Raw genomic sequence first — 20,275 nt, 5'->3', positions numbered from 1 at the left:
GGTTACTTCAGGGTGATGTCGCTCAGGCGGGTCTCGCCGTCGAACACCAGGTAGACGTCGTGCCTGCCGCCGGTGCGGCGCAGGTCGGCGGTGATCTCCCGGTAGGTGTAGATCCCGCCGGTGGACGGGACGGCGAGGGTGCCGATGCGCGGACCGTCCGGGCCGTCGAGGCGGACGTCGATCGTGGCCGCCTCGGTGCCCGCCACGCGGGCGGTGATCTCGCCGGTGCTGCGGCCGAGGTCCACGCCCGCGAACTCGATCCAGCCGTTCGCGGCGCCGCCGACGGCGTCGCCGTCGGTCTTGGTCTCGTCGACCAGGACGATGCCGTCGTGGTCGTCGAAGTCGGCGGCGCGGGTCGGCTCGGACAGGTCGCGGGCGGGGATCCGCTCGCCCCGGACGTTGATCTTCGCGCGCTCCCGGATGTCACCGGACGACGAGCCGATCAGGACGTCGTGGTGGGCGCGCTCGACCGTCCACTTGTTCCGCGTGACGTCCCAGAACGCCAGGTCGGACGCCTTGATCTCCAGCTTCACGCGCTCGGTCCCGCCCGGTTCGAGCGCGACCTTGGCGAAGTCGCGCAGCTCCTTGACCGGCTGCTTCACCCGGGACTTCCGCTGGTGGGTGTACAGCTGGACGACCTCTTCGCCCGCGCGCTTCCCGGTGTTGGTGACCGGGACGGTGACCTCGATGGTGCCGTCCGCGCTCATCGAGCGGCGGCTCAGCTTCGGCTCGCCGTACTCGAACGTGGTGTAGGAGAGGCCGTACCCGAACTCGTAGAGGGGGTCGCCCTCGAAGTACAGGTACGTGCGGTCGGAGTCGATGACGTCATAGTCGAGGATGCTCGGGAGCTGTTCCGCCGAGCGGTACCAGGTCTGCGGCAGCTTGCCCGACGGGTTCTCGTCGCCGAACAGGACGTCGGCGAGCGCGTTGCCCGTCTCGGCGCCGGCGTGGCTCGTCCACAGGATCGCCGGGACGTTCGCCTCCGCCCAGGTGAGGGTGGTGGGGTAGCTGTTCTCCACGACGACGACGGTGTTCGGGTTCGCCTTCCGGACGGCCTTGATCAGTTCGAGCTGGCCTTCGGCGAGGTCCATCGTGGTGCGGTCGTGGTCCTCGCGGCCGTTGATGAACGGCATGCTGCCGACCACGACGACGGCGGTGTCGGCCTGCTTCGCGGCGGCCACGGCGGACTCGGTGCCGCTGCTGACGACGTCCTTGGCGAACGGCGTCGCGTCGGCCTTCGCGGCGAGGGCGAGGGTGCCGTCGTCGAGCACCCGGACGTAGGCGTCGGCCGGGTTCTCGTAGCCCGCGTAGCGCAGCAGGTGATTGCCGTCGGACTGCTGCTCCAGCTCGAACATCTCCTGGACGAACCAGCCGTTCGGCTGCGCCTGGCTGTTCGACAGGTTCGAACCCCAGTTGTGACGGCCGACGGTCTTGCCGTTCGCGACGCTGCGCAGGGTCACGATCCCCTGGCCCCAGTCGAAGACGTCGAACTGGGTCGTGGCGTCCGGCGTGGTCGGGCCGGTCTTGAGGACGGCGCCGTCCGCGCCGGTACCGCCCGCGACGTACTCGCCCGTCCGGACGTCCTTGAGCGCGATGCGGTCGACGCCCTCGCTGGTGGTGACGTTCTCCGCACCGGCCCGGGCGCGGACGCCGTCGAGCGGGGTGACCTCGTACGGGAGGGCGCCGGAGTACCAGTCGGTGTAGAGGGTGTCGGAGAGCGGGCCGACGACGGCGACCTTGCCGCCGGAGGCGACGGGCAGCGCCTTCTTCTCGTTCTTGAGCAGCACCATCTGCTCCACGGCCGCCTTGCGGGCGAGCGCGCGGTGCTCGGGGCTGTTCACCGTCTTCATGGTGATGCCGGCGTAGGGGCCGCCGTCCGGGTCGAACTCGCCGAGCCGCATCCGGATGTTCAGGATGTGCCCGACGGCCTCGTCGATGTCGGCCTCGGTGAGGAGCTTCCGGTCGAGGGCCTCTTTCACGGCCCCGATCGTGATGGACGACTTGGTGTCGTCGACCGTGAAGCTGTCGACGCCCGCCTTGATGGTGGCGGCGTCGGCGGCGGGCAGGTCGGAGAAGTAGTTCTGCGAGCCGATGAGGTTGTTCGGGCCGCCCGCGTCGGTGACGTTGAACAGCGTCTCGTCCGTCCACGACCGGACGAGCCCGGCGGCGTCCGGCGTGACCGTCGCGGGACGGCCGTTGACCTTGTTGTACGCCGTCATGATGCCGGTGACCGCCTCATTGGAGATCGGCATCTTGAACGGGACCTCGTAGTACTCCTTCTTGTTGCGCGGGCTCAGGGAGGAGGAGGTCTCGGTGCGCTTGTACTCGTTGTTGTTCGCGAGGTAGTGCTTCAGGACGGGCGCGGTCTTGAGGTGCTCCGGGTCGTCGCCGCGCATCCCCCGGCCGTAGGCGGTGGCGAGCAGGCCGGTGAGCAGCGGGTCCTCGGAGTAGCCCTCCTCGTTGCGGCCCCAGCGCGGGTCGCGCAGCAGGTTGACGACCGGCGCCCACAACTGCAGGCCCCAGACGTCGGGATTCTCGCTGTTGTAGCCGCGCGCCTCGTCGCCGACGACCGCGCCGACCTGCTTCATGAGCGCCGGGTCCCAGGTGGCGCCGAGGCCGACCGACTGCGGGAACACGGTCGCCTTCGCGGTGCGGACGGCGCCGTCCGCGTGGACGTCGGTGGTCCAGGCGAGCCCGTGCAGGGCCTCGGTGCCGGTCTTGAACCGGCCGATGTCCAGGCGCGGGATCGGCGCCTGGTACTGGTGCAGCAGCCCGATCTTCTCGTCGAGCGTGAGCCGCCCGAGCAGGTCGTCGACGCGGGCGGCCACGGGAAGGTCGGGGTCGCGGAACGGGAGGGTCTCGCGGGCGCCGCCGGTGCGGCCTGGATCAGGGGCGCGCGAGCGCGGCGGCAAGGACGAGGGTCAGCGGCCGGCTGCGCCGGCCGGGGGAACGGGGTCTGCTTCGGCTGAGGTTCAACCTGGCTCCTTGGTGAACTCGCCCCCGATGATTCTTGAGTTGTCGAAGCGCTTCGACGATGAGCGCCCGGAAAGTCCTCCTTTCCCGGTCTGCGGTGGTGGTGGTGGTCGTAGTGGTCCGGTGGTCAGCGCGGGGCGCTGCTGGCGCGCGGCGTCAGCGTCGGCGGCAGCAGCGTCGCGGCCGGGACCGGCTCGCCGTCGAGCTTGGCCATCAGCAGCTCGACGGCCCGGCCGCCCACCTCCACGGCGGGGATCGCGACGGACGACAGCGGCGGATCGGCGTGCTCGGCCAGCTCGTCCGGGCAGATCGCCACGATCGACACGTCCTCGGGGACGCGGCGGCCCTCGGCGCGCAGCGCCCGCACGACCGGGTCGACGATCGGCTCGTTGTGGACGAGGATCCCGGTCAGGTTCGGGCGTTCGGCCAGCAGCCGTCCGACCAGGTCCTTCGCCGCGTCCGCGCTCGCCTCGCACGGGTGGACGTCGCCGGTCATGCCGTGCTCGCGGACGGCCTCGGCGAACCCCTCGGTGACCCGCTGCGCGAAGCCGGTCTCCCGCTCGTACACCTCGGGCGGCGAACCGATCATCGCGACCTCGCGGTGCCCGAGCGCCGCCAAATGCCGGGCGCAGGCCGCGCCCGCCGCGTGGAAGTCGAGGTCGATGCAGGTCAGGTCGTCGGCGTCGGCGGGGAACCCGATGAGGACGCTGGGCCGGTCGAGCGACCGCAGCAGCGGCAGCCGCGGGTCGCGCAACTGGACGTCCATGACGATCAGCGCGTCGACGAGCGCGCTGTCGGCGACGCGGCGCAGCCCGTCCTCGCCCTCCTCCTGGGTGAGCAGCAGGACGTCGTGGTCGTGCCGGCGGGCGGCGGTGACGACCGACGTCGCGAACCCCATCACGACGGGGACCGCGACGCCGCTGCGCAGCGGCAGCATCAGCGCGACGACGTTGGAGCGGCTGCTGGCGAGGGCGCGGGCGCCGGCGTGCGGGCGGTAGCCGAGCTCCCGGATGCTGGCGCGGACGCGCCGCCGGGTCTCCTCGGAGATCGAGCGCTTGCCGCTCAGCACGTAGGAGACGGTGCTCGGCGACACGCCCGCGTGCCGCGCCACGTCAGTGATCTTGACCACGGACCGTCCCGTCGTCGTCCGGGTCGTTGATCTTAGCCCCGTTCGCCGCGATCGTGTCGCGATACCAGAACGCGCTGTCCTTCCACGTCCGCTCGCCGGTCGGGTAGTCGACGCGGATGATGCCGAAGCGCTTCGAGTAGCCGTAGGCCCATTCGAAGTTGTCCAGCAGCGACCAGGCGAAATAGCCCCGGACGTCCGCGCCCGCGCCGATCGCGCGCCCGACGGCGGCGATGTGGTCGCGCAGGTACGCGACGCGGCGCGCGTCCCGGACGCCGCCGTCCGCGGCGACCTCGTCGTCGAACGCGGCGCCGTTCTCGGTCACCATCAGCGGGACGCCCGGGTACTCGCGGTGCAGCCGCAGGAGCAGCTCGTCCATGCCGGTCGCGTCGATCGGCCAGCCCATCGCGGTGTACGGGCCGGGCTGCACGGCGAACTCGACGTCGTCGCAGCCGACGAACGGCGTCGCCGCGCCCTGCCGGTGCCCGTCGGCGTACTCGCGCGGGGACGTCCCGTCGTAGGTCCGGACGAGGGTCGGCGAGTAGTAGTTCACGCCGAGGACGTCCAGCGGCGCGGCGATCGTCTCCTCGTCGCCGTCGCGGACGAACGACCAGTCGGTCAGGTCGGCGGTGTCGCTCTTGAGGTCGCCCGGGTAGCCGCGGCCGAGCATCGGGTCGAGGAACACCCGGTTCGACACGGCGTCCACCCGCCGGACGGCCTCGTCCTCGCCGCGCAGGTGGTGCAGGTTCAGGGTGACCGAGTGCAGCGCGGACGGCGCCACGACCTCGCGCAACGCCCGGTTCGCCATGCCGTGCGCCAGGTTGAGGTGGTGCGCGGCCTTCAGCGCGTCGACCGGATCGGTGCGGCCGGGCGCGTGCACCCCGGCCGCGTAGCCGAGGAACGCCGAGCACCACGGCTCGTTCAGCGTCGTCCAGGTGTGGACGCGGTCGCCCAGGGCCCGCCCCAGCCGTTCGGCGTAGTCGGCGAAGCGGTTCGCGGTGTCGCGGGCGGGCCAGCCGCCGGCGTCCTCGATGTCCTGCGGGAGGTCCCAGTGGTACAGGGTCGCGACGGGCGCGATGCCGTGGTCGAGGAGCTCGTCGACCAGCCGCGAGTAGAAGTCGATCCCCTTCCGGTTGGGGACGCCGCCGGGCAGGACGCGCGACCACGAGATCGAGAACCGGTACGCGCCGACGCCGAGCCGGGCCATCGCCGCGACGTCCTCGCGCCACCGGTGGTAGTGGTCGGTGGCGACGTCACCGGTGTCGCCGTCCAGCACCTTGCCGGGGGTGCGGCTGAAGGTGTCCCAGATGGACGGCGCGCGGCCGTCCTCGGCCGCCGCCCCCTCGATCTGGTAGGAAGCCGTGGCCGTGCCCCAGAGGAAGCCCTCGGGAAACCCCATCAGTTCTGCCCTTCTTCCAGCGTGATGGCGACTTCGCCGCCGGACGCCTCGACGAGCACGCCCAGCGGATGTTCGGCGGCCGCACCGCCCTCGACCGCGGCGGCCCGCGCGTTGATCAGAAGAACGTTCCAGGCGCCCGCGCCCGCGCCCGCACCCGCGCCCGTGCCCGTGCGCGTCACGCGGACGGTCGAACCGTCGCGTTCGGTGGTGAACGTCGCGTCCCCGACCTTCGTGACGACCCGGGCGCCGTCCGCCGGTTCGTACACCCGGAGCGTGACGCCGTCCGCGTGGTCGTAGTCGGGACGGTCGTCGACCGCGCCCTCCGCGATCACCGCGCCCGGACGGACGAGCAGCGGCACGCTCTCGAACCCGTGCGTCTCCCGCACCCAGCGGCCGCCCGCGACCCGTTCGCCCGTCAGGTAGTGCGTCCACGTACCGTCCGGCACGTAGTACGCGACGGTGCCGTCCGGCGAGAACACGGGCGCGACGAGGAGATCGTCGCCGAGCATGTACTGGCGTTCGAGGTGCGTGCAGGCGGGGTCGTCGGGGAAGTCGAGGACCATCGCGCGCATCATCGGCGCGCCCTCCTCGTACGCCTGCCGCGCGGCGCCCGCGAGGTAGGGCATCAGCCGCATCTTCAGCTTCGTGAAGGTGCGCAGGACGTCGACCGACTCGTCGTCGAACTGCCACGGCACCCGGTAGGAGTGGCTGCCGTGCAGGCGGCTGTGCGACGACAGCATCCCGAACGCGACCCACCGCTTGAACAGGGCCGGGTCGGGCGTGCCCTCGAACCCGCCGATGTCGTGACTCCAGTACCCGAACCCGGACATTCCCAGGGACAGGCCGCCGCGCAGGCTCTCGCCCATGGCCTCGAACGTCGATTCGCAGTCGCCGCCCCAGTGGACCGGGAACTGCTGCCCGCCCACCGTGGCCGACCGTGCGAACACCACCGCCTCGTCCTCACCGCGCCTCTTCTGGAGCAGTTCGAACACGGTCTTGTTGAAGAGGAACGTGTAGTAGTTGTGCGCGCGCTCTGGGTCGGACCCATCGTGGTAGACGACGTCCGTGGGGATGCGTTCGCCGAAGTCGGTCTTGAAGCAGTCGACGCCCATTTCGAGGAGTGCGTCGAGCTTCGCCGAGTACCACTCGCGGGCCTCGGGGTTGGTGAAGTCGACGACCGCGAGGCCGGGCTGCCACTTGTCCCACTGCCACACGTCGCCGTCCGGGCGCGTCAGCAGGTAGCCGTTCGCGCGGCCCTCCTCGAACAGCGGCGACCGCTGCCCGATGTAGGGGTTGATCCACACGCAGATCTTGAGGCCGCGGTCCTTCAGCCGCCGCAGCATCCCGGGCGGGTCGGGGAACACCCGCGGATCCCACTCGAAGTCGCACCACTGGAACTCGCGCATCCAGAAGCAGTCGAAGTGGAACACGCTGAGCGGCAGGTCGCGCTCGGCCATCCCCTCGATGAACGAGGTGACGGTCTCCTCGTCGTAGGACGTCGTGAACGACGTCGACAGCCAGAGCCCGAACGACCAGTCGGGCAGCTTCGCGGGCCGTCCCGTCAGCGCCGTGTACTTGCGCAGGATCTCCCGCGGGGTCGGGCCGTAGATGACGAAGTACCGCATCGACTGGCCCTCGACGCTGAACGACGTCCGCGTCACGACCTCCGACGCCACCTCGAACGACACGAGGCCCGGGTGGTCGACGAACACCCCGTAGCCCGCGTTCGTCAGGTAGAACGGCACGTTCTTGTACGCCTGCTCGCTGGCCGTGCCGCCGTCGGCGTTCCACACGTCCACGGCCTGGCCGTTCTTCGCCAGCGGCCCGAACCGCTCGCCGAGCCCGTAGACGAAGTGGTCGACGCCGAGGTCGAGCTGCTCGCGGACGTAGTGCCGGGCCCCGTGCGGCCAGCGCTCGTCGGTGTCGACGATCGCCGCGGCCTTCGGGGCGCTGCCGGTGAGCCGCCGCCCGTCCGCGAGGAAGTCGACGCCCCACGTCCCGTCCCGCCGGATCCGCACGGTGAGCGCGCCGGACGTCAGCGTCGCCGCGTCCCCGGGGGACGGCGCGTCCACGACGACCTCCGGCGACTCCGAGGCCAGCTCGAACGCGGGGCCGCGGGAGCGCTCCCCGGCGAAGTGCGTGAGCGTCACGCCGATGACGTCCGGCATCGGCGACTCCGCCGTCACCGTCAGCACCGGGCCCTTCAGCAGGTCGCCGCGGTGGCGGACCCGCTGGACGGGCGCGTGCACGGTGAGCGAGTCCCGTGCGGCGTCGACGCCCTGGACCTCCACCGGATGACTCGCGTGCACACCCTCGCGCATCATCCAGTAGCCGTCGCTGAACTTCATTACTTGACCGCTCCTGCCGTGAGTCCGCGCGACAGCGTGCGCTGGAAGATGAGGAAGAAGACGACGGTCGGGAGCAGGCCGAGCAGCGAGGCGGCGCTGGACATCGTGGCGTCCATCATCCGCTGGCCCTGCAGGACGCCGAGCGCGACCGAGACCGTCTGGTTGTCGTTGGAGATCAGGAAGACCATGGGGATCAGGAACTCGTTCCAGGTCCACACGAAGAAGAAGACCATCAGCACCAGCAGCGTCGGCCTGATCACCGGGACCACGACCCGCCACAGGATCTGGAACCGGCCGGCGCCGTCGATGCGGGCGGCCTCCAGCAGCGGGCGCGGGAACGCCGACAGCACCGACGACAGCAGGTAGGTGCCGAACGCGCTCTGGATCACCGTGAACACGATGATCACCGCGATGCGGGTGTCGTAGAGGCCGACTTCCTTGCCCAGGTAGTACAGCGGGTAGACCAGCGCCTCCTGCGGCAGCGTGTTCGCCAGCAGCAGCAGGACCAGCACCCACATGCGCCCCTTGATGCGGCCGATGCCGAGCGCGTAGGCGTTCAGGACCGACAGCAGCACCGCGAGGACCGCAACCGAGCCGCTGATGACGGCGCTGTTGACCAGCACCTGGCCGAACTCGGTCCGTTCCCAGAACGCGCGCAGCCCGTCCAGGTAGACGCCCTCGGGCAGCGACAGGGGGCCGTTGGAGGAGTACTCCTGCGGGGTCTTCAGCGCGTTGAACAGCACGACGACGAACGGGATCAGCATGATCCCCGCCATCGCGATCAGCGCGACCAGCACCGCGTAGGCGCCCGGTCCGCGGCGGCGCCGCTTCGGCGCGTCGCGGCGGTCGCGGGCCGGCGTGCGGGTGCGCTTGGCGAGGGTCGCGGTCACCGGTCCTCCCCCTCCAGCTCACGTCCCTGCGCACGCAGGAAGACGACGGTCAGTACGATGATCACCAGGGTCAGCACGGTCGCGATCGCCGAGCCGTAGCCGACGTCCTGCTTGTCGAAGAAGTTCACGTAGGAGTAGTAGGACGGCACGTTCGTCGCGCCGCCCGGGCCGCCCTTGGTGAGGACGAAGATCTGCGGGAACGCCTTCAGCGCGGCGATCGTCGTCCAGAGCAGGACCACGAAGATCTCCGGGCGGATCTGCGGGATCGTGACGTGCCAGAACCGGCGCGCCCACGACGCCCCGTCGATCTCGGCCGCCTCGTACAGCGACGGGTCGACCCGCTGCAGCCCCGACATGAAGATCACGAGCGGGAACCCGATCTGCGTCCAGACCATGACGGCCAGGACGGACCAGAGCGCCGTGTCCGGGTCGCCGAGCCAGTTGTGCGCGAGCGAGCCGAGGCCCACCGCCTCCAGCAGCGCGTTGACCGCGCCGTCGTCGGGGGCCAGCAGCCAGCTCCACACCACGCCCGCGATGACGACCGGCAGCACCTGCGGCAGGTAGATGCAGGCGCGCAGGACGGCCGCGGTGCGGGACCCGAAGTGCCGGTCGATCAGGTCGGTCAGCGCGCCGGCCAGCACCAGCCCGACGATCGTCGGGACGATCGCCATGCCGATGATGACGAAGACGTTGTTGCGGAAGGAGGACCAGAACTTCTCGTCCCCCATCAGCTCCTTGTAGTTCTCCAGGCCGACCCACTCGGGGCTGCCGACGCCCGACCACTCGGTGAAACTCGTCCCGATGTTCATCAGGAACGGGATCCCGATCACGCCGACGAACAGCAGCAGCCCCGGGAGCAGGTAGGGGAGGTAGGCGAGCCGGCCGCCGAGGCCGCCGGCCCGCCCGGGCGACCGTCCGCTCACTTCGGCAGGCCGTCCTCGTAGGTGGTCTGGAGGGGGGCGAGGGACTCCTTCGGGTCCTCCCCGTTCATGACCTTCTGGAACTGGGCGACCAGGGCGTCATAGAAGCCCGGCACCGGCCAGTCCGGGTAGTAGGCGAGCTTGTCGCCCTCCGTCAGCTCGTTGAAGTCGGCGATGAGCTTCTTGGACTTCTCGTCGGTGATCGCGCTCGGGTCCGCCGCGATCGGGATGCCGCCCGCGTTGCCGAGCTGGTTCTGGATGTTCTTCTGCAGCGTGATGTTGATGAAGTCGTAGGCGAGGTCCTTGTTCTCCGACCCCTCCGGGACGACCCACAGGTTGCCGCTGGAGCCGAGCGTGAACTCGGCCTCGGGCCAGACGAACGTGCCCCAGTCGAACTTCGACTCCGCGTTCACCCGGCCGAACCACCAGCTGCCGGAGAACATCATCGGGTACTCGCCCTTCATGAAGGCGACCCCGGCCTCCTCGGCCTTCTGCCCGACGGTGTTCTTGTCGACGTAGCCCTTCTCCACCCACTGCTGGAACGTGGTCGCGCCGTGCGTCCAGGCGTCGTCGGTGAAGTTCACCGGGCCGGTGTAGCGCTGGTAGTTGCTGATCCAGTTGCGGTCGGCCTTGGAGAGCGCGAGCTGGTAGACGTACTGCTGCGCCATGTACTCCGCGCCCGCGTTGGTCAGCGGGGTGACGCCCTCGGCGACGAACTTGTCGAGAGCCGCGGTGAACTCGGCCATCGTGGTCGGGACCTCGACGCCGTGCTTCTCGAACAGCTCCTTGTTGTAGTAGACCATGACGTACTCGGCGTAGTTCGGGATGCCGAACCACTTGTCGCCGCCCATGGTGCCCTTGTCGTCGTACTTGGCGGTCACGGCGACGTTCGGGCTGATCATCTTGTCCCAGCCGCGCTCCGCGACCTCCGCGCTCATGTCGGCGAGGAGCCCCTGGGTGGACAACTTCCCGGCGGTGGCGCTGCCCTTGTTGTACTCCATGATGTCGGGGGCGTCGTCGGAGTTCAGGACCATCGAGGCGGTCTTCTGGATCTGTTCGAAGCCCTTCTCCTCGAACTCGACCTTGACGCCCGGGTGGGTCTTCTCGAACTCCTTGATCGCCGCGTTCCACGCGACGCCCATGGCGCTGTCGGGGGATTCGTAGTGCCAGAGCTTGAGGACGTTCGGGTCGGACTCGGCGTCGCCGCCGCCGCAGCCCGTGAGCGCGAGAGCGCTCGCGGCGACCGCCGCGAGCAGGGTCGCGCCCCTGCCTGCCTTCATCATGGGTGTTCCTCCGGGGGTGGAACGGAGTGGTTCCGGGGAGTTGGAGCGGGGTGAGCGAGGGTTCGAGCGAGGGATTGAGCGAACGGTCGATCGAGGGGTTGTCTCGTTCCAATCGAAGCGCTTCGATTCGCTCGTCGAAGCGTTTCGATTGCCGGGATGCTAGCCGTGGGATCGGACGGCGCACAATAGGCGGGCCCATGCCAATTTCTCGATCATGGCGTTGAGCTGGCCGAACTTCTTTGGGAGCGCTCCCAGCCGGGAGGGCTCAGCGGCACCGCGAGCCGTTCAGCGTGAACCCCTCGGGGGTCCCGTCGCCCTCGTCGCCCTCGTCGCCGTCGTCGCCCTCGTTGCTCCCGAGGAAACCGAACTCGACCGTGCCGCCCGCCGGGATCGACCGGTTCCAGCCCGCGGGCGTGACCGTCACCGCGGAGCCGTCCTGCACCGGCGTCCCGTTCCACAGCTGCGTGACGGCCTGCCCGTCCGGCAGGTCGAAGCCGAGCCGCCACCCGTCGATCGGGCCCGCGCCGAGATTGGTGATCCGCACCGTCGCCTGGAAGCCGGCCGACCACGTCCCGTCGACCCGGTACGCGACCTCGCACGGCGCGCCGTCCGCGACGGCGGCCGGGCCGTCGGACGTCCCGGCGGGCGGGGCGCCCGTGGACGGTCCGTCCCGCGGCAGCGTCGCCAGCACCACCGCGACCAGCGCCACGCCCCCGGCGACGGCGGCCGCGCTGACCAGCGGCTTCCGCGGCGACGCGGGCTCGTCCGGGAGGGGGTCGTCGAGGACGCGCGTCCGGTTCGTCCCCGCGCGGTCGTTCGCGGGACGGCGGCGGCGGTTCGCCCGGCAGAACGCGCGCGAGCCGGACGCCCGCCGCCCCGGCGAGCACGCGGGCCGCCTCGGCGGCGGCTGGCCGGACGCCCGGACGCGGATCGGGTGCAGCTCGCGCACAACCCGGCGACCTCGGCGGGCACGTCGGCGGGGAGGGCCGCCGCCTCGGGCGGCCCGCCGGTGAGGGCCTGCCGGAGGACGACGCCGAGCGAGAACACGTCCGCGGCGGGGGACGGCGGCGCGCCGTCCAGCAGCTCGGGCGCGGTGTAGGCGGGGGTGCCGAGGACCGGCCCGCCCGCCGGATCGGGCCCGGTGAAGGCGATGCCGAAGTCGAGGACCTTCACCCCGACCGGCGTCAGGAACACGTTCGCGGGCTTGATGTCGCGGTGCACGATCCCGGCCGCGTGGGCGGCGTCGAGCGCGTCCCCGATCGCCGCGCACACCGCCGCCGCCTCCCGCCACGGCAGCGGCCCGCGCGCCAGCCGGTCGGCGAGGGTCTCCCCGTCGAGCAGCTCCATCACGACGTACGGGACGCCGCGCCGCGCACCGGATTCGCGTTCACCGGATTCGCGGTCGCCGAAATCGTGCTCGCCGTAGTCGTAGACGCCGGTGATGTTCGGGTGCGAGAGCCCGGCGGCGGCCTGCGCCTCCTGCCGCAGCCGCCGGGTGAACTCCTCCGGCCAGTCGTCGCGGGGCACCTTGACGGCGACCGCGCGGTCGAGGACGAGGTCGTGGGCGCGCCACACGGCGGCCATGCCGCCGGTGCCGAGCGGCGCCTCGATCCGGTAGCGCTCCCCCGGCAGGTCGCCCGGGCCCACGGTCTCCGGCATGCCGCAAGCCTATGACAGGCGCGAACGTCCCCTGCTCAGGGCACCAGGTAGGCGGTGTCGCGCGCGTCGGTGATCGCCATGTGGCCGGGCGCGTGGCCGATGGCGAACTTCGGACGGGACGCCGCCACGGCCGCCTGCGGGGTGACGCCGCACGCCCAGAACACCGGGATCTCGTCCACCCGGACGTCCACGGCGTCGCCGTAGTCGGGGGCGCCGAGGTCGGTGATGCCGAGTTCGAGCGGGTCGCCGATGTGCACGGGCGCGCCGTGGACGGACGGGTAGCGCGCGGTGACGCGGACGGCGTCGGCGACCTGGGAGGCGGGCACCGGCCGCATCGACACGACGAGCGGGCCGCCGAACTCCCCGGCGCGCCTGCACGTCCGGTTCGTCCGGTACATCGGGACGTTGACGCCCTGCTCGACGTGCCGGATCGGGACCCCGGCGTCGCCCAGGGCCGTCTCGAACGTGAAGCTGCAGCCGATCAGGAACGAGACGAGGTCGCCGCGCCAGTACTCGGTGACGTCGGTGACCTCGGCGACCGGCTCGCCGTGCTCGTAGACGATGTATCCGGGCAGGTCGGTGCGCAGGTCACCGGAGAAGATCGGGGCGGAGACCGCGCCGGGGTCGGTGACTTCGAGGAGCGGGCAGGGCTTCGGGTTGCGCTGGGCGAACAGCAGCAGGTCGTACGCCTGGTCGCGCGGGACGGCGATGAGGTTCGCCTGCGTGCGTCCCGTGCACCAGCCGGCGGTCGGGACGCGGAGCCCCGCGCGGAACAGCGCGCGCGCCTGTTCGGGGGTCAGCGCCCCCGGGTCGAGGGGGACGGTTTCGTTCATGACGATGCCTTCCTGAGGTCCGGTGCGGGGATCGGACGGAACCGGAGCCGCTGCCCGGGACGGGCCTGGGCGGCGCGTCCCACGTCGGCGGTGACGACGACGGCGATGACCGGGTAGCCGCCGGTCACGGGCCGGTCTGCGAGGAACAGCACGGGCTGCCCGGACGGCGGGACCTGCAACGCCCCGGTGACCGTCCCCTCACTGGGCAACTCACCCCGATCCGCGTGGTTCAAACGGGGTCCGGCCAGCCGCATCCCGACGCGGTCGGTCTCGCTGGTGACCTCGAACGCCCCGGTGAACAGGGCGTCGAGGGCGCCGGGGACGAGCCGGTCGGCGCGGGGGCCGGGGACGGCGCGCAGCTCGACCGTCCCGGCGGGCGGCGGCGCGACGGGCAGGACGTCCAGCAGCGGCGGGGCGTCCGGGGGCGGGCCGACGGGCAGGACCGCGCCGGGTTCGAGCGGCGGCGGGCCGACGCCCGACAGCGTGTCGGTGGAGCGGACCGAGGACGGGCGCGACGGCGACGCCGCCGCGCACCGCGAGGTAGCTGCGCAGCCCGGTGGGCGGTGCGCCGAGCCGCAGCTCGGCGCCGTCCGGGACGTGCAGGACGGTGTTCGGCGGGGCCGGGCGCCCGTCGAGGACGAGCGGTGCCGGGGCGCCGGTGACGATCGCGAAGACGAGCCGCCGCGGCCGCGTATCCGCAGGCCGCCGAAGGTGACCTCGATCTGCCGGCGGCCTCGGGGTTGCCCAGGGCCCGGTTCGCCAGCCGCAGCGCCGCGGGGTCGGCGGCGCCGGACGTCCCGACGCCGAGCGCCGCGTGCCCGTACCGTCCGAGGTCCTGGACGGTGGCGAGGGGGCCGGTGGCCAGCACGTCCAGCAACCGCTTCACGGCCGCTCCCGGACGAACCGGACGTGCAGGCCCGGGCGGAGCAGGGCGGGCGGGTCGCGGTCGAGGTCCCACAGCGGGACGCGGGTGGACCCGATGATCTGCCAGCCGCCCGGCGAGTCGGCCGGGTACACGCCGCTGAAGCGCCCGGCGAGGCCGACCGACCCCGCCGGGACGCGCACCCGCGGGGTCGCACGGCGCGGGACGTCCAGCCGGGGGTCGCCGCCGTCGAGGTAGCCGAAGCCGGGTGCGAACCCGGTGAACGCGACCCGCCAGGACGCGGCGGTGTGGGCGGCGACGACCGCGTCGGCGACAGCCCGGTCAGCCGGGCGACCTCGGCCAGGTCCGGGCCGTCGTAGGTCACGGGGATCTCCACGGTGCCGGCGGTCCCGGCCGCCGGGACGGGACGCGCGGTGCGCACGGCGTCCGCGATGGCGCCGGGTTCGCGGCGGGGTCGAGCAGGAGGGTGAGGGTGCGGGCCGCCGGGACGATGTCGGCGACGCCGGGCGGCGGGGCCGCGGCCAGCGCCGCGTACAGGCCCAGCATCTCCGGCAGGCCGGGAAGTTCGACCAGGAGGGCGGCGTCGCCGCTCGGCAGGATCCGCACCCGTGCCTCACGCCCAGAGTTCGTCGAGGCCGGACAGCGCGTTCCAGCCGAGGTACAGCGACAGCAGCCAGGCGGCGACGCCGAGCGCGAGCAGCCACTTCGGGAACCGGTACCCGCCGAGCAGGTCGCGGCGCCGCGCCGCCACCCACAGCAGCACGGCCAGCCCGAACGGCAGGATCAGGCCGTTGAGGGCGCCCGCCAGGACCAGCAGCTTCGCCGGGGCGGTGCCGATGAACAGGTAGATCACCGTGGACACCGCGATGAACCCGACCACGATCTGGCTCCGGTACTTCTCCACCAGCGAGGAGAACGAGACCAGGAACGACACCGAGGTGTAGGACGCGCCGATCACCGAGGTGATCGCGGCCGACCACATGATCAGCCCGAAGACCCGAAGCCCGGCCTCCCCGGCGGCGTGCTCGAACGCCGACGCGCCGGGTTGGCCTCCGCCAACTTCACGCCGCCCGCGACGACGCCGAGCACCGCGAGGAACAGCAGGATCCGCATCACGCCGGTGACCAGGATGCCGGTGATCGCGCTGCGGTTGATCTGCTTGACGTGCTTCGGCCCGGTGATCCCGGACTCGATCATCCGGTGCGCGCCCGCGTAGGTGATGTAGCCGCCGACGGTGCCGCCGATCAGCGTGGTGATGATGAGGAAGTCGATCTCCTCGGGCGCGGCGGCCTGCACCAGCGCGTCCCCGAGCGGCGGATCGGACACGATCGCCACGTACAGCGTCATGAGGATCATGACGCCGCCGAGCACGACGACGATCCGGTCCATCGCGACGCCGGCCCGCTTGCTCAGGAAGATCGCGATGGCGACGAGCGCGGAGAGCGCCCCGCCGATCTTGACGTCGAGGCCGAACAGCGCGTTCAGCCCGAGCGCCGTCCCGGCGACGTTGCCGATGTTGAAGACGAGGCCGCCGAAGACGTCCAGTGCCGCCAGCGCGTAACCGCCGCCGGGCACGACCTTGTTGCCGAGTTCCTGGGCGCGCTTGCCGGAGACGCCGACGACGCGCCACACGTTGAGCTGGATCGCGATGTCCACCAGCACCGACACGACGATCGCGAAAGCCATCGCGGCGCCGAGCTGGGCGGTGAACACGGTGGTCTGGGTGATGAAACCGGGGCCGATGGCGCTGGTCGCCATCAGGAACATGGCGCCGACGAGTGCGCCGCGCCGGGATCGGTCGGGCGGCGCCGGGGTGGCGTCCACGGTGGTGGAGTCGGTCATGATCTGGCCCTTCGGGGGTTTCGGCTTTCCGTCAGAGTAAGGATTGTTCAACAATCCAGCAATCCCCTGGTCCGACATTTCTCTCGCCGTGCGCTACGCTGATCTCGTGACGTGGCTCGATGACATCGCGGCGGCCCGCCACGAGCTGGACCGCTCCAGCACCGCCGCCCGGGTCGCCGACCTGCTCCGCGACCAGATCACCGACGGCGCGCTCGTCCCCGGGGCCCGGCTCCCCGAAGAGGACCTGTGCCGTGCCGCCAAGGTCTCGCGCAACACGATGCGCGAGGCGTTCCGCCTGCTCGTCCAGGAGCGGCTGCTCGTCCACGAGTTCAACCGCGGCGTGTTCGTCCGGCGGGTCGGCGCCGACGGGCTGTCCGACCTGTACCGGGTGCGGCGGATCCTGGAGTCCGAGGGCGTCCGCTGCGCCCCCGCGCCGAACGGGACGCGCTCGACCGCGTCCGCGCGGCCGTCGAGGACGGCGAGGCCGCGGCCGCCGCCGCCCGCTGGCCGGACGTCGGCACCGCCGACATCCGCTTCCACCGCGCCGTCGCGGCGCTCGTCGGCAGCCCCCGGGTGGACGAGATGATCCGCCACCTGATGGCGGAGATGCGCCTGGTCTTCCACGAGATGGGGTCGCCCCGCGAGTTCCACGAGCCGTACCTTGCCCGCAACCGGCGGATGTACGACCTTCTCGCCGCCGCCGACTACGACGCGGCCGAACGGGAACTGCGGTCCTACCTCGACGACGCGGAGGCGCAGCTCATGAAGGCGTACCGCGACAAGGACTGACGCGGCCGGGAGCGCCGCCGGACGTCACGGAGCGTAGTTCATGACGTGGTCGTGCAGCATGCGCGGCGCCTCGGGATCGCGGCGGCGGAACGCCTCGATCAGCTCGGCGTGCTCGGCCGACTTGGAGTAGATCTCCGTCTGGTGCAGCCGCAGCGACAGCGTCGTCCACAGCTCGATGCCGAGCCCCTCCCACACCGACACCAGCAGCCGGTTCCCGGCCGTCTCGACGATCTCCCGGTGGAACGCGATGCTCAGCCGCATCTGCGCGTGCAGGTCGCCGTCCCGCGCGGCCTCCGCGAGGCGCCGGTTGTGCTCCTCCAGGGCGTCCAGCCGGTCGCCGATGTGCGGGAGGGCCAGCTCGACGGCCGTCCGCTCCAGCCCGGCGCGCACGGGGAAGATCTCGGCGAGGTCCCGTTCGGTGAACTCGCGGACGCGCGCGCCCCGGTTCGGCAGCGACTCGATGAGCCGCTGCGCTTCGAGCTGGCGGAGCGCTTCGCGCACCGGCCCCTGGCTGACGCCCAGCTCGGTGGCGATGCGCCGCTCGACGATCCGCTCCCCGGGCTCCCAGCGCCCGGAGCTGATGCCCTCCACGATGAACTCGCGGATCTGATCGGCGAGACCGGTGCGGAGCAACTGAGCGGGGATCGGCGCGTTCACGGTACTCCATCGTAGTCCTACGCCCAGTAAGTAAGACTTGACCGGTCGGCTGTCCGGCGGAGAGTAAGCGGGTCTTGACGAGGTAGAATATGATCGATCATAGATCAATGATGATCGGTGAGCGTCGTGGCGATCCTACGGCGTTACCCCTGAGTTAGGAAGGTCGCCGATGGCTGAGACGACCAGGTCGGCCGGCACTGCCGCCCCGGCCCGCACCCGCAGGACGCGCGGCACCAAGCCGTCCGGGCCCGAAACCGGCGGCGAGAGCGCGCCCGCGCCCGGCGCCGGCATCCCGGCCGACGCCGTCCCCGGCGGCGCCGCGCCCGGCGGCCCCGACGCGGAGACGCTCATCGGTTACTACCGGCAGATGCTGCTCATCCGCCGGTTCGAGGAGCGCGCCGCCCGCGCCTACACCGAGGCGAAGATCGGCGGCTACTGCCACCTGAACCTCGGCGAGGAAGCCACCGTCGTCGGGCTGATGTCCGCGCTGCGGCCCACCGACTACCTGTTCACGAACTACCGCGAGCACGGCTACGCGATCGCCAAGGGCATCCACCCCGACCGCGTCATGGCCGAGCTGTACGGCCGCTCCACCGGCGTGTCCAAGGGCTGGGGCGGGTCGATGCACATGTTCGACAAGGAGGCCCGGCTGCTCGGCGGCTACGGCATCGTCGGCGGGCAGGTCCCGCTCGCCGCGGGCGCGGCCCTCGCCGTCAACTACAAGGGCGGCGACGACGTCGTCATGTGCCAGATGGGCGACGGGACGACCGCGATCGGCGCGTTCCACGAGTCGCTGAACATCGCCGGGCTGTGGGATCTGCCCGCCGTCTTCGTTGTGATCAACAACGGACTGGGCATGGGCACCACCGTGGAGAACTCCTCGGCCGAGCCCGAGCTGCACAAGCGCGGCGCCGCCTACCGGATGGAGTCCGCCCGCGTCGACGGGACGGACGTCGTCGCCGTCCGCGACGCCGCGGTGCTCGCCGTCGAGAAGGCCCGCGCGGAGAGCCGCCCGTACCTGCTGGAGACGATGAGCCCCCGGCTGAAGGGCCACTCGGTCGTCGACCCGGCCCGCTACCGCTCCAAGGAGGAGAGGGAGGCCCTCAAGGCCGCCGACCCGCTGGCCCGGATGGCGCTGGACCTCGCCGACCAGGGGATCCTGTCGCACGACGCGCGGGACGCGCTCGACGCCGAGGTGACCGCCGAGGTCGACGCCGCCGCGGCGTTCGCCGACCGGAGCCCGGCGCCGGACGTCTCCACGCTGTTCGACTACACCTATGCCACTCCGGTCCCGGGCGAGCTGCGCCGCATGCCCGCGGACCCCGTATTCAGTTCCTGAGGAGCCCGTCCATGGCAACCGTCACCTACCGCCAGGCTCTCCGGGACACCCTCCGCGCCGAGATGATCAGGGACGAGAACGTCTTCCTGATGGGCGAGGAGATCGGGCTCTTCGAGGGCTCGTACAAGATCACCGAAGGGTTGCTGAAAGAGTTCGGGCCGCGCCGCGTGCGCGACACCCCGATCGCCGAGGAGGGGTTCGTCGGCGCCGCGATCGGCGCCGCCATGCTGGGCCTGCGCCCGGTCGTGGAGCTCATGACGATCAACTTCTCGCTGCTGGCGCTCGACCAGATCGTCAACCACGCCGCGAAGATCTACGGGATGTTCGGCGGGCAGACCAGCGTCCCGATGGTCATCCGCACCCCGGGCGGGGGCGGGCAGCAGCTAGGCGCCACCCACTCGCAGAACGTCGAGCTGTTCTACTCGTTCATCCCCGGCCTGAAGGTCGTCGCGCCGAGCACGCCCGCCGAGGCGTCCGCCATGCTCAAGGCCGCGATCCGCGACGACGACCCGGTGCTGTTCCTGGAGAACCTCGCCCTCTACAACACCAAGGGCGAGCTGCCCGCCGAGGTCGGCGAGATCGAGCCGACGCAGATCGGCCGCGCCGCCGTCACCCGTCCCGGCACCGACATCACGCTGATCGGGTACTCGCGGATGGCGCGCGTCGCCGCCGAGGTCGCCGAGACGCTCGCCGCCGAGGGGATCTCCGCCGAGGTCGTCGACCTGCGCAGCCTGCGTCCGCTGGACCGCGCGACGATCGTCGAGTCCGTCCGCAAGACCGGCTGCGCCGTCGTCGCCGAGGACGACTGGCTGACCTACGGCATCGGCGCCGAGATCGCCGCCACCATCCAGGAGGGCGCCTTCGACTGGCTGGACGCGCCGGTGCGGCGCGTCGCGATGGCCGAGGTGCCGCTCCCCTACGCCAAGTCCCTGGAGTCGGCGGCGCTGCCGTCCGCCGAGTCCCTGCTCACCGCCGCCCGCGACACCCTCCGCGCGACCGGCCGGCTCGCCCTGGAGACCGCCTCATGACCGAGATCCTCATGCCCCGCCTCTCCGACACGATGGAGGAAGGCGTCATCAGCTCCTGGCAGAAGCAGCCGGGGGACGAGGTCGCGGTCGGCGACGTCCTCGTGGACATCGAGACCGACAAGGCGGTCATGGAGTACGAGGCTTACGAGGCCGGCGTGCTCGAGAAGATCCTGGTCGGCGACGGCGAGACGGCGCGATCGGCGGCGCGATCGCCATCGTCGTCCCCAAGGGCGCGTCGTCCGGCGCGGCCCCCGCCGCGGCCCCCGCGCCCGAGCCGGCCGCGGCTCCGGCTCCCGAGCCCGCGCC

14 protein-coding genes and 5 pseudogenes are annotated in these 20,275 nt (G+C 71.6%); 5 read left to right on the top strand and 14 right to left on the bottom strand.

What is annotated here, in order from left to right:
* Positions 1 to 2: 2 nt before the first annotated feature.
* The 13 genes and pseudogenes from BJF79_RS27060 to BJF79_RS27000 form a co-directional block, all read right to left on the bottom strand.
* Positions 3 to 2,912, bottom strand: coding sequence for a glycoside hydrolase family 3 protein (locus tag BJF79_RS27060; RefSeq protein WP_083733984.1), 2,910 nt, complete (start codon positions 2,910 to 2,912; stop codon positions 3 to 5).
* Between the two features lie 188 nt (positions 2,913 to 3,100).
* Complete coding sequence (locus BJF79_RS27055; RefSeq protein ID WP_075901553.1) at positions 3,101 to 4,102, bottom strand: LacI family DNA-binding transcriptional regulator; 1,002 nt, start codon at positions 4,100 to 4,102, stop codon at positions 3,101 to 3,103.
* Positions 4,086 to 5,498, bottom strand: coding sequence for a GH1 family beta-glucosidase (locus BJF79_RS27050; RefSeq protein ID WP_075901551.1), 1,413 nt, complete (start codon positions 5,496 to 5,498; stop codon positions 4,086 to 4,088). The genes BJF79_RS27055 and BJF79_RS27050 overlap by 17 nt, the downstream gene beginning before the upstream one ends.
* Positions 5,498 to 7,846: an alpha-xylosidase gene (gene yicI / locus BJF79_RS27045; RefSeq protein WP_075901549.1), complete on the bottom strand. Its 2,349-nt coding sequence runs from the start codon at positions 7,844 to 7,846 to the stop codon at positions 5,498 to 5,500. Before yicI ends, BJF79_RS27050 begins: the two co-directional genes overlap by 1 nt.
* A complete protein-coding gene (locus BJF79_RS27040) occupies positions 7,846 to 8,736 on the bottom strand; it encodes a carbohydrate ABC transporter permease (RefSeq protein WP_262402643.1) in 891 nt (296 codons plus the stop codon). The genes yicI and BJF79_RS27040 overlap by 1 nt, the downstream gene beginning before the upstream one ends.
* On the bottom strand, positions 8,733 to 9,659 hold the full coding sequence (locus BJF79_RS27035) for a carbohydrate ABC transporter permease (RefSeq protein ID WP_075901547.1): 927 nt from the start codon (positions 9,657 to 9,659) through the stop codon (positions 8,733 to 8,735). Before BJF79_RS27035 ends, BJF79_RS27040 begins: the two co-directional genes overlap by 4 nt.
* On the bottom strand, positions 9,656 to 10,939 hold the full coding sequence (locus BJF79_RS27030) for an extracellular solute-binding protein (RefSeq protein WP_075901545.1): 1,284 nt from the start codon (positions 10,937 to 10,939) through the stop codon (positions 9,656 to 9,658). Before BJF79_RS27030 ends, BJF79_RS27035 begins: the two co-directional genes overlap by 4 nt.
* Positions 10,940 to 11,204: 265 nt before the next feature.
* The gene (locus BJF79_RS61815) at positions 11,205 to 11,477 is read right to left on the bottom strand and encodes a cellulose-binding domain-containing protein (RefSeq protein ID WP_262402655.1); all 273 of its coding nucleotides are present in this window, start codon (positions 11,475 to 11,477) and stop codon (positions 11,205 to 11,207) included.
* The gene (locus BJF79_RS53815; protein ID WP_075901541.1) at positions 11,360 to 12,598 is read right to left on the bottom strand and encodes a serine/threonine-protein kinase; all 1,239 of its coding nucleotides are present in this window, start codon (positions 12,596 to 12,598) and stop codon (positions 11,360 to 11,362) included. Before BJF79_RS53815 ends, BJF79_RS61815 begins: the two co-directional genes overlap by 118 nt.
* 35 nt (positions 12,599 to 12,633) lie before the next feature.
* Positions 12,634 to 13,431, bottom strand: a complete 798-nt coding sequence (locus BJF79_RS27015; RefSeq protein WP_075901539.1) for a putative hydro-lyase — start codon at positions 13,429 to 13,431, stop codon at positions 12,634 to 12,636.
* A pseudogene (locus tag BJF79_RS27010) lies at positions 13,428 to 14,308 on the bottom strand (biotin-dependent carboxyltransferase family protein). Before BJF79_RS27010 ends, BJF79_RS27015 begins: the two are co-directional and overlap by 4 nt.
* A 5-nt stretch (positions 14,309 to 14,313) precedes the next feature.
* Positions 14,314 to 14,920 (bottom strand): annotated as a pseudogene (locus BJF79_RS27005) (5-oxoprolinase subunit B family protein).
* A 7-nt stretch (positions 14,921 to 14,927) separates the two neighbouring features.
* Positions 14,928 to 16,156 (bottom strand): annotated as a pseudogene (locus BJF79_RS27000) (NRAMP family divalent metal transporter).
* A gap of 88 nt (positions 16,157 to 16,244) precedes the next feature.
* Between BJF79_RS27000 and BJF79_RS65825 the strand changes: the two are divergent.
* Positions 16,245 to 16,445, top strand: a pseudogene (locus tag BJF79_RS65825) (GntR family transcriptional regulator); the annotation flags it as partial.
* Positions 16,403 to 16,945, top strand: a complete 543-nt coding sequence (locus BJF79_RS26995; protein ID WP_316043446.1) for an FCD domain-containing protein — start codon at positions 16,403 to 16,405, stop codon at positions 16,943 to 16,945. The pseudogene BJF79_RS65825 and the gene BJF79_RS26995, both read left to right, overlap by 43 nt.
* Before the next feature lie 24 nt (positions 16,946 to 16,969).
* Here the strand turns inward: BJF79_RS26995 and BJF79_RS26990 are convergent, their stop codons facing one another.
* Positions 16,970 to 17,602, bottom strand: coding sequence for a GntR family transcriptional regulator (locus BJF79_RS26990; protein ID WP_262402642.1), 633 nt, complete (start codon positions 17,600 to 17,602; stop codon positions 16,970 to 16,972).
* Positions 17,603 to 17,771: 169 nt separating this feature from the next.
* On the opposite strand from BJF79_RS26990, the gene pdhA reads away from it, so the two are divergent.
* The 3 genes and pseudogenes from pdhA to BJF79_RS26975 all read left to right on the top strand — a co-directional run.
* The gene (pdhA, locus tag BJF79_RS26985) at positions 17,772 to 18,941 is read left to right on the top strand and encodes a pyruvate dehydrogenase (acetyl-transferring) E1 component subunit alpha (RefSeq protein ID WP_083733979.1); all 1,170 of its coding nucleotides are present in this window, start codon (positions 17,772 to 17,774) and stop codon (positions 18,939 to 18,941) included.
* Between the two features lie 11 nt (positions 18,942 to 18,952).
* On the top strand, positions 18,953 to 19,969 hold the full coding sequence (locus BJF79_RS26980) for an alpha-ketoacid dehydrogenase subunit beta (protein ID WP_075901537.1): 1,017 nt from the start codon (positions 18,953 to 18,955) through the stop codon (positions 19,967 to 19,969).
* A pseudogene (locus BJF79_RS26975) lies at positions 19,966 to 20,275 on the top strand (lipoyl domain-containing protein); the annotation flags it as partial. The gene BJF79_RS26980 and the pseudogene BJF79_RS26975, both read left to right, overlap by 4 nt.

Origin of the sequence: Actinomadura sp. CNU-125, from assembly GCF_001942465.1 — a bacterium.
Classification (GTDB): Bacteria; Actinomycetota; Actinomycetes; order Streptosporangiales; family Streptosporangiaceae; genus Spirillospora.
This window is presented reverse-complemented; position numbering and strand designations above follow the sequence as displayed.

What these genes read in the sequence shown, in the direction of transcription:
- BJF79_RS27030 (WP_075901545.1), bottom strand. Translation starts at nt 10,939, where the DNA reads ATGATGAAGGCAGGCAGGGGCGCGACCCTGCTCGCGGCGGTCGCCGCG.
- BJF79_RS26980 (WP_075901537.1), top strand. Translation starts at nt 18,953, where the DNA reads ATGGCAACCGTCACCTACCGCCAGGCTCTCCGGGACACCCTCCGCGCC.
- BJF79_RS53815 (WP_075901541.1), bottom strand. Translation starts at nt 12,598, where the DNA reads ATGCCGGAGACCGTGGGCCCGGGCGACCTGCCGGGGGAGCGCTACCGG.
- yicI (WP_075901549.1), bottom strand. Translation starts at nt 7,846, where the DNA reads ATGAAGTTCAGCGACGGCTACTGGATGATGCGCGAGGGTGTGCACGCG.
- pdhA (WP_083733979.1), top strand. Translation starts at nt 17,772, where the DNA reads ATGGCTGAGACGACCAGGTCGGCCGGCACTGCCGCCCCGGCCCGCACC.
- BJF79_RS27015 (WP_075901539.1), bottom strand. Translation starts at nt 13,431, where the DNA reads ATGAACGAAACCGTCCCCCTCGACCCGGGGGCGCTGACCCCCGAACAG.
- BJF79_RS27050 (WP_075901551.1), bottom strand. Translation starts at nt 5,498, where the DNA reads ATGGGGTTTCCCGAGGGCTTCCTCTGGGGCACGGCCACGGCTTCCTAC.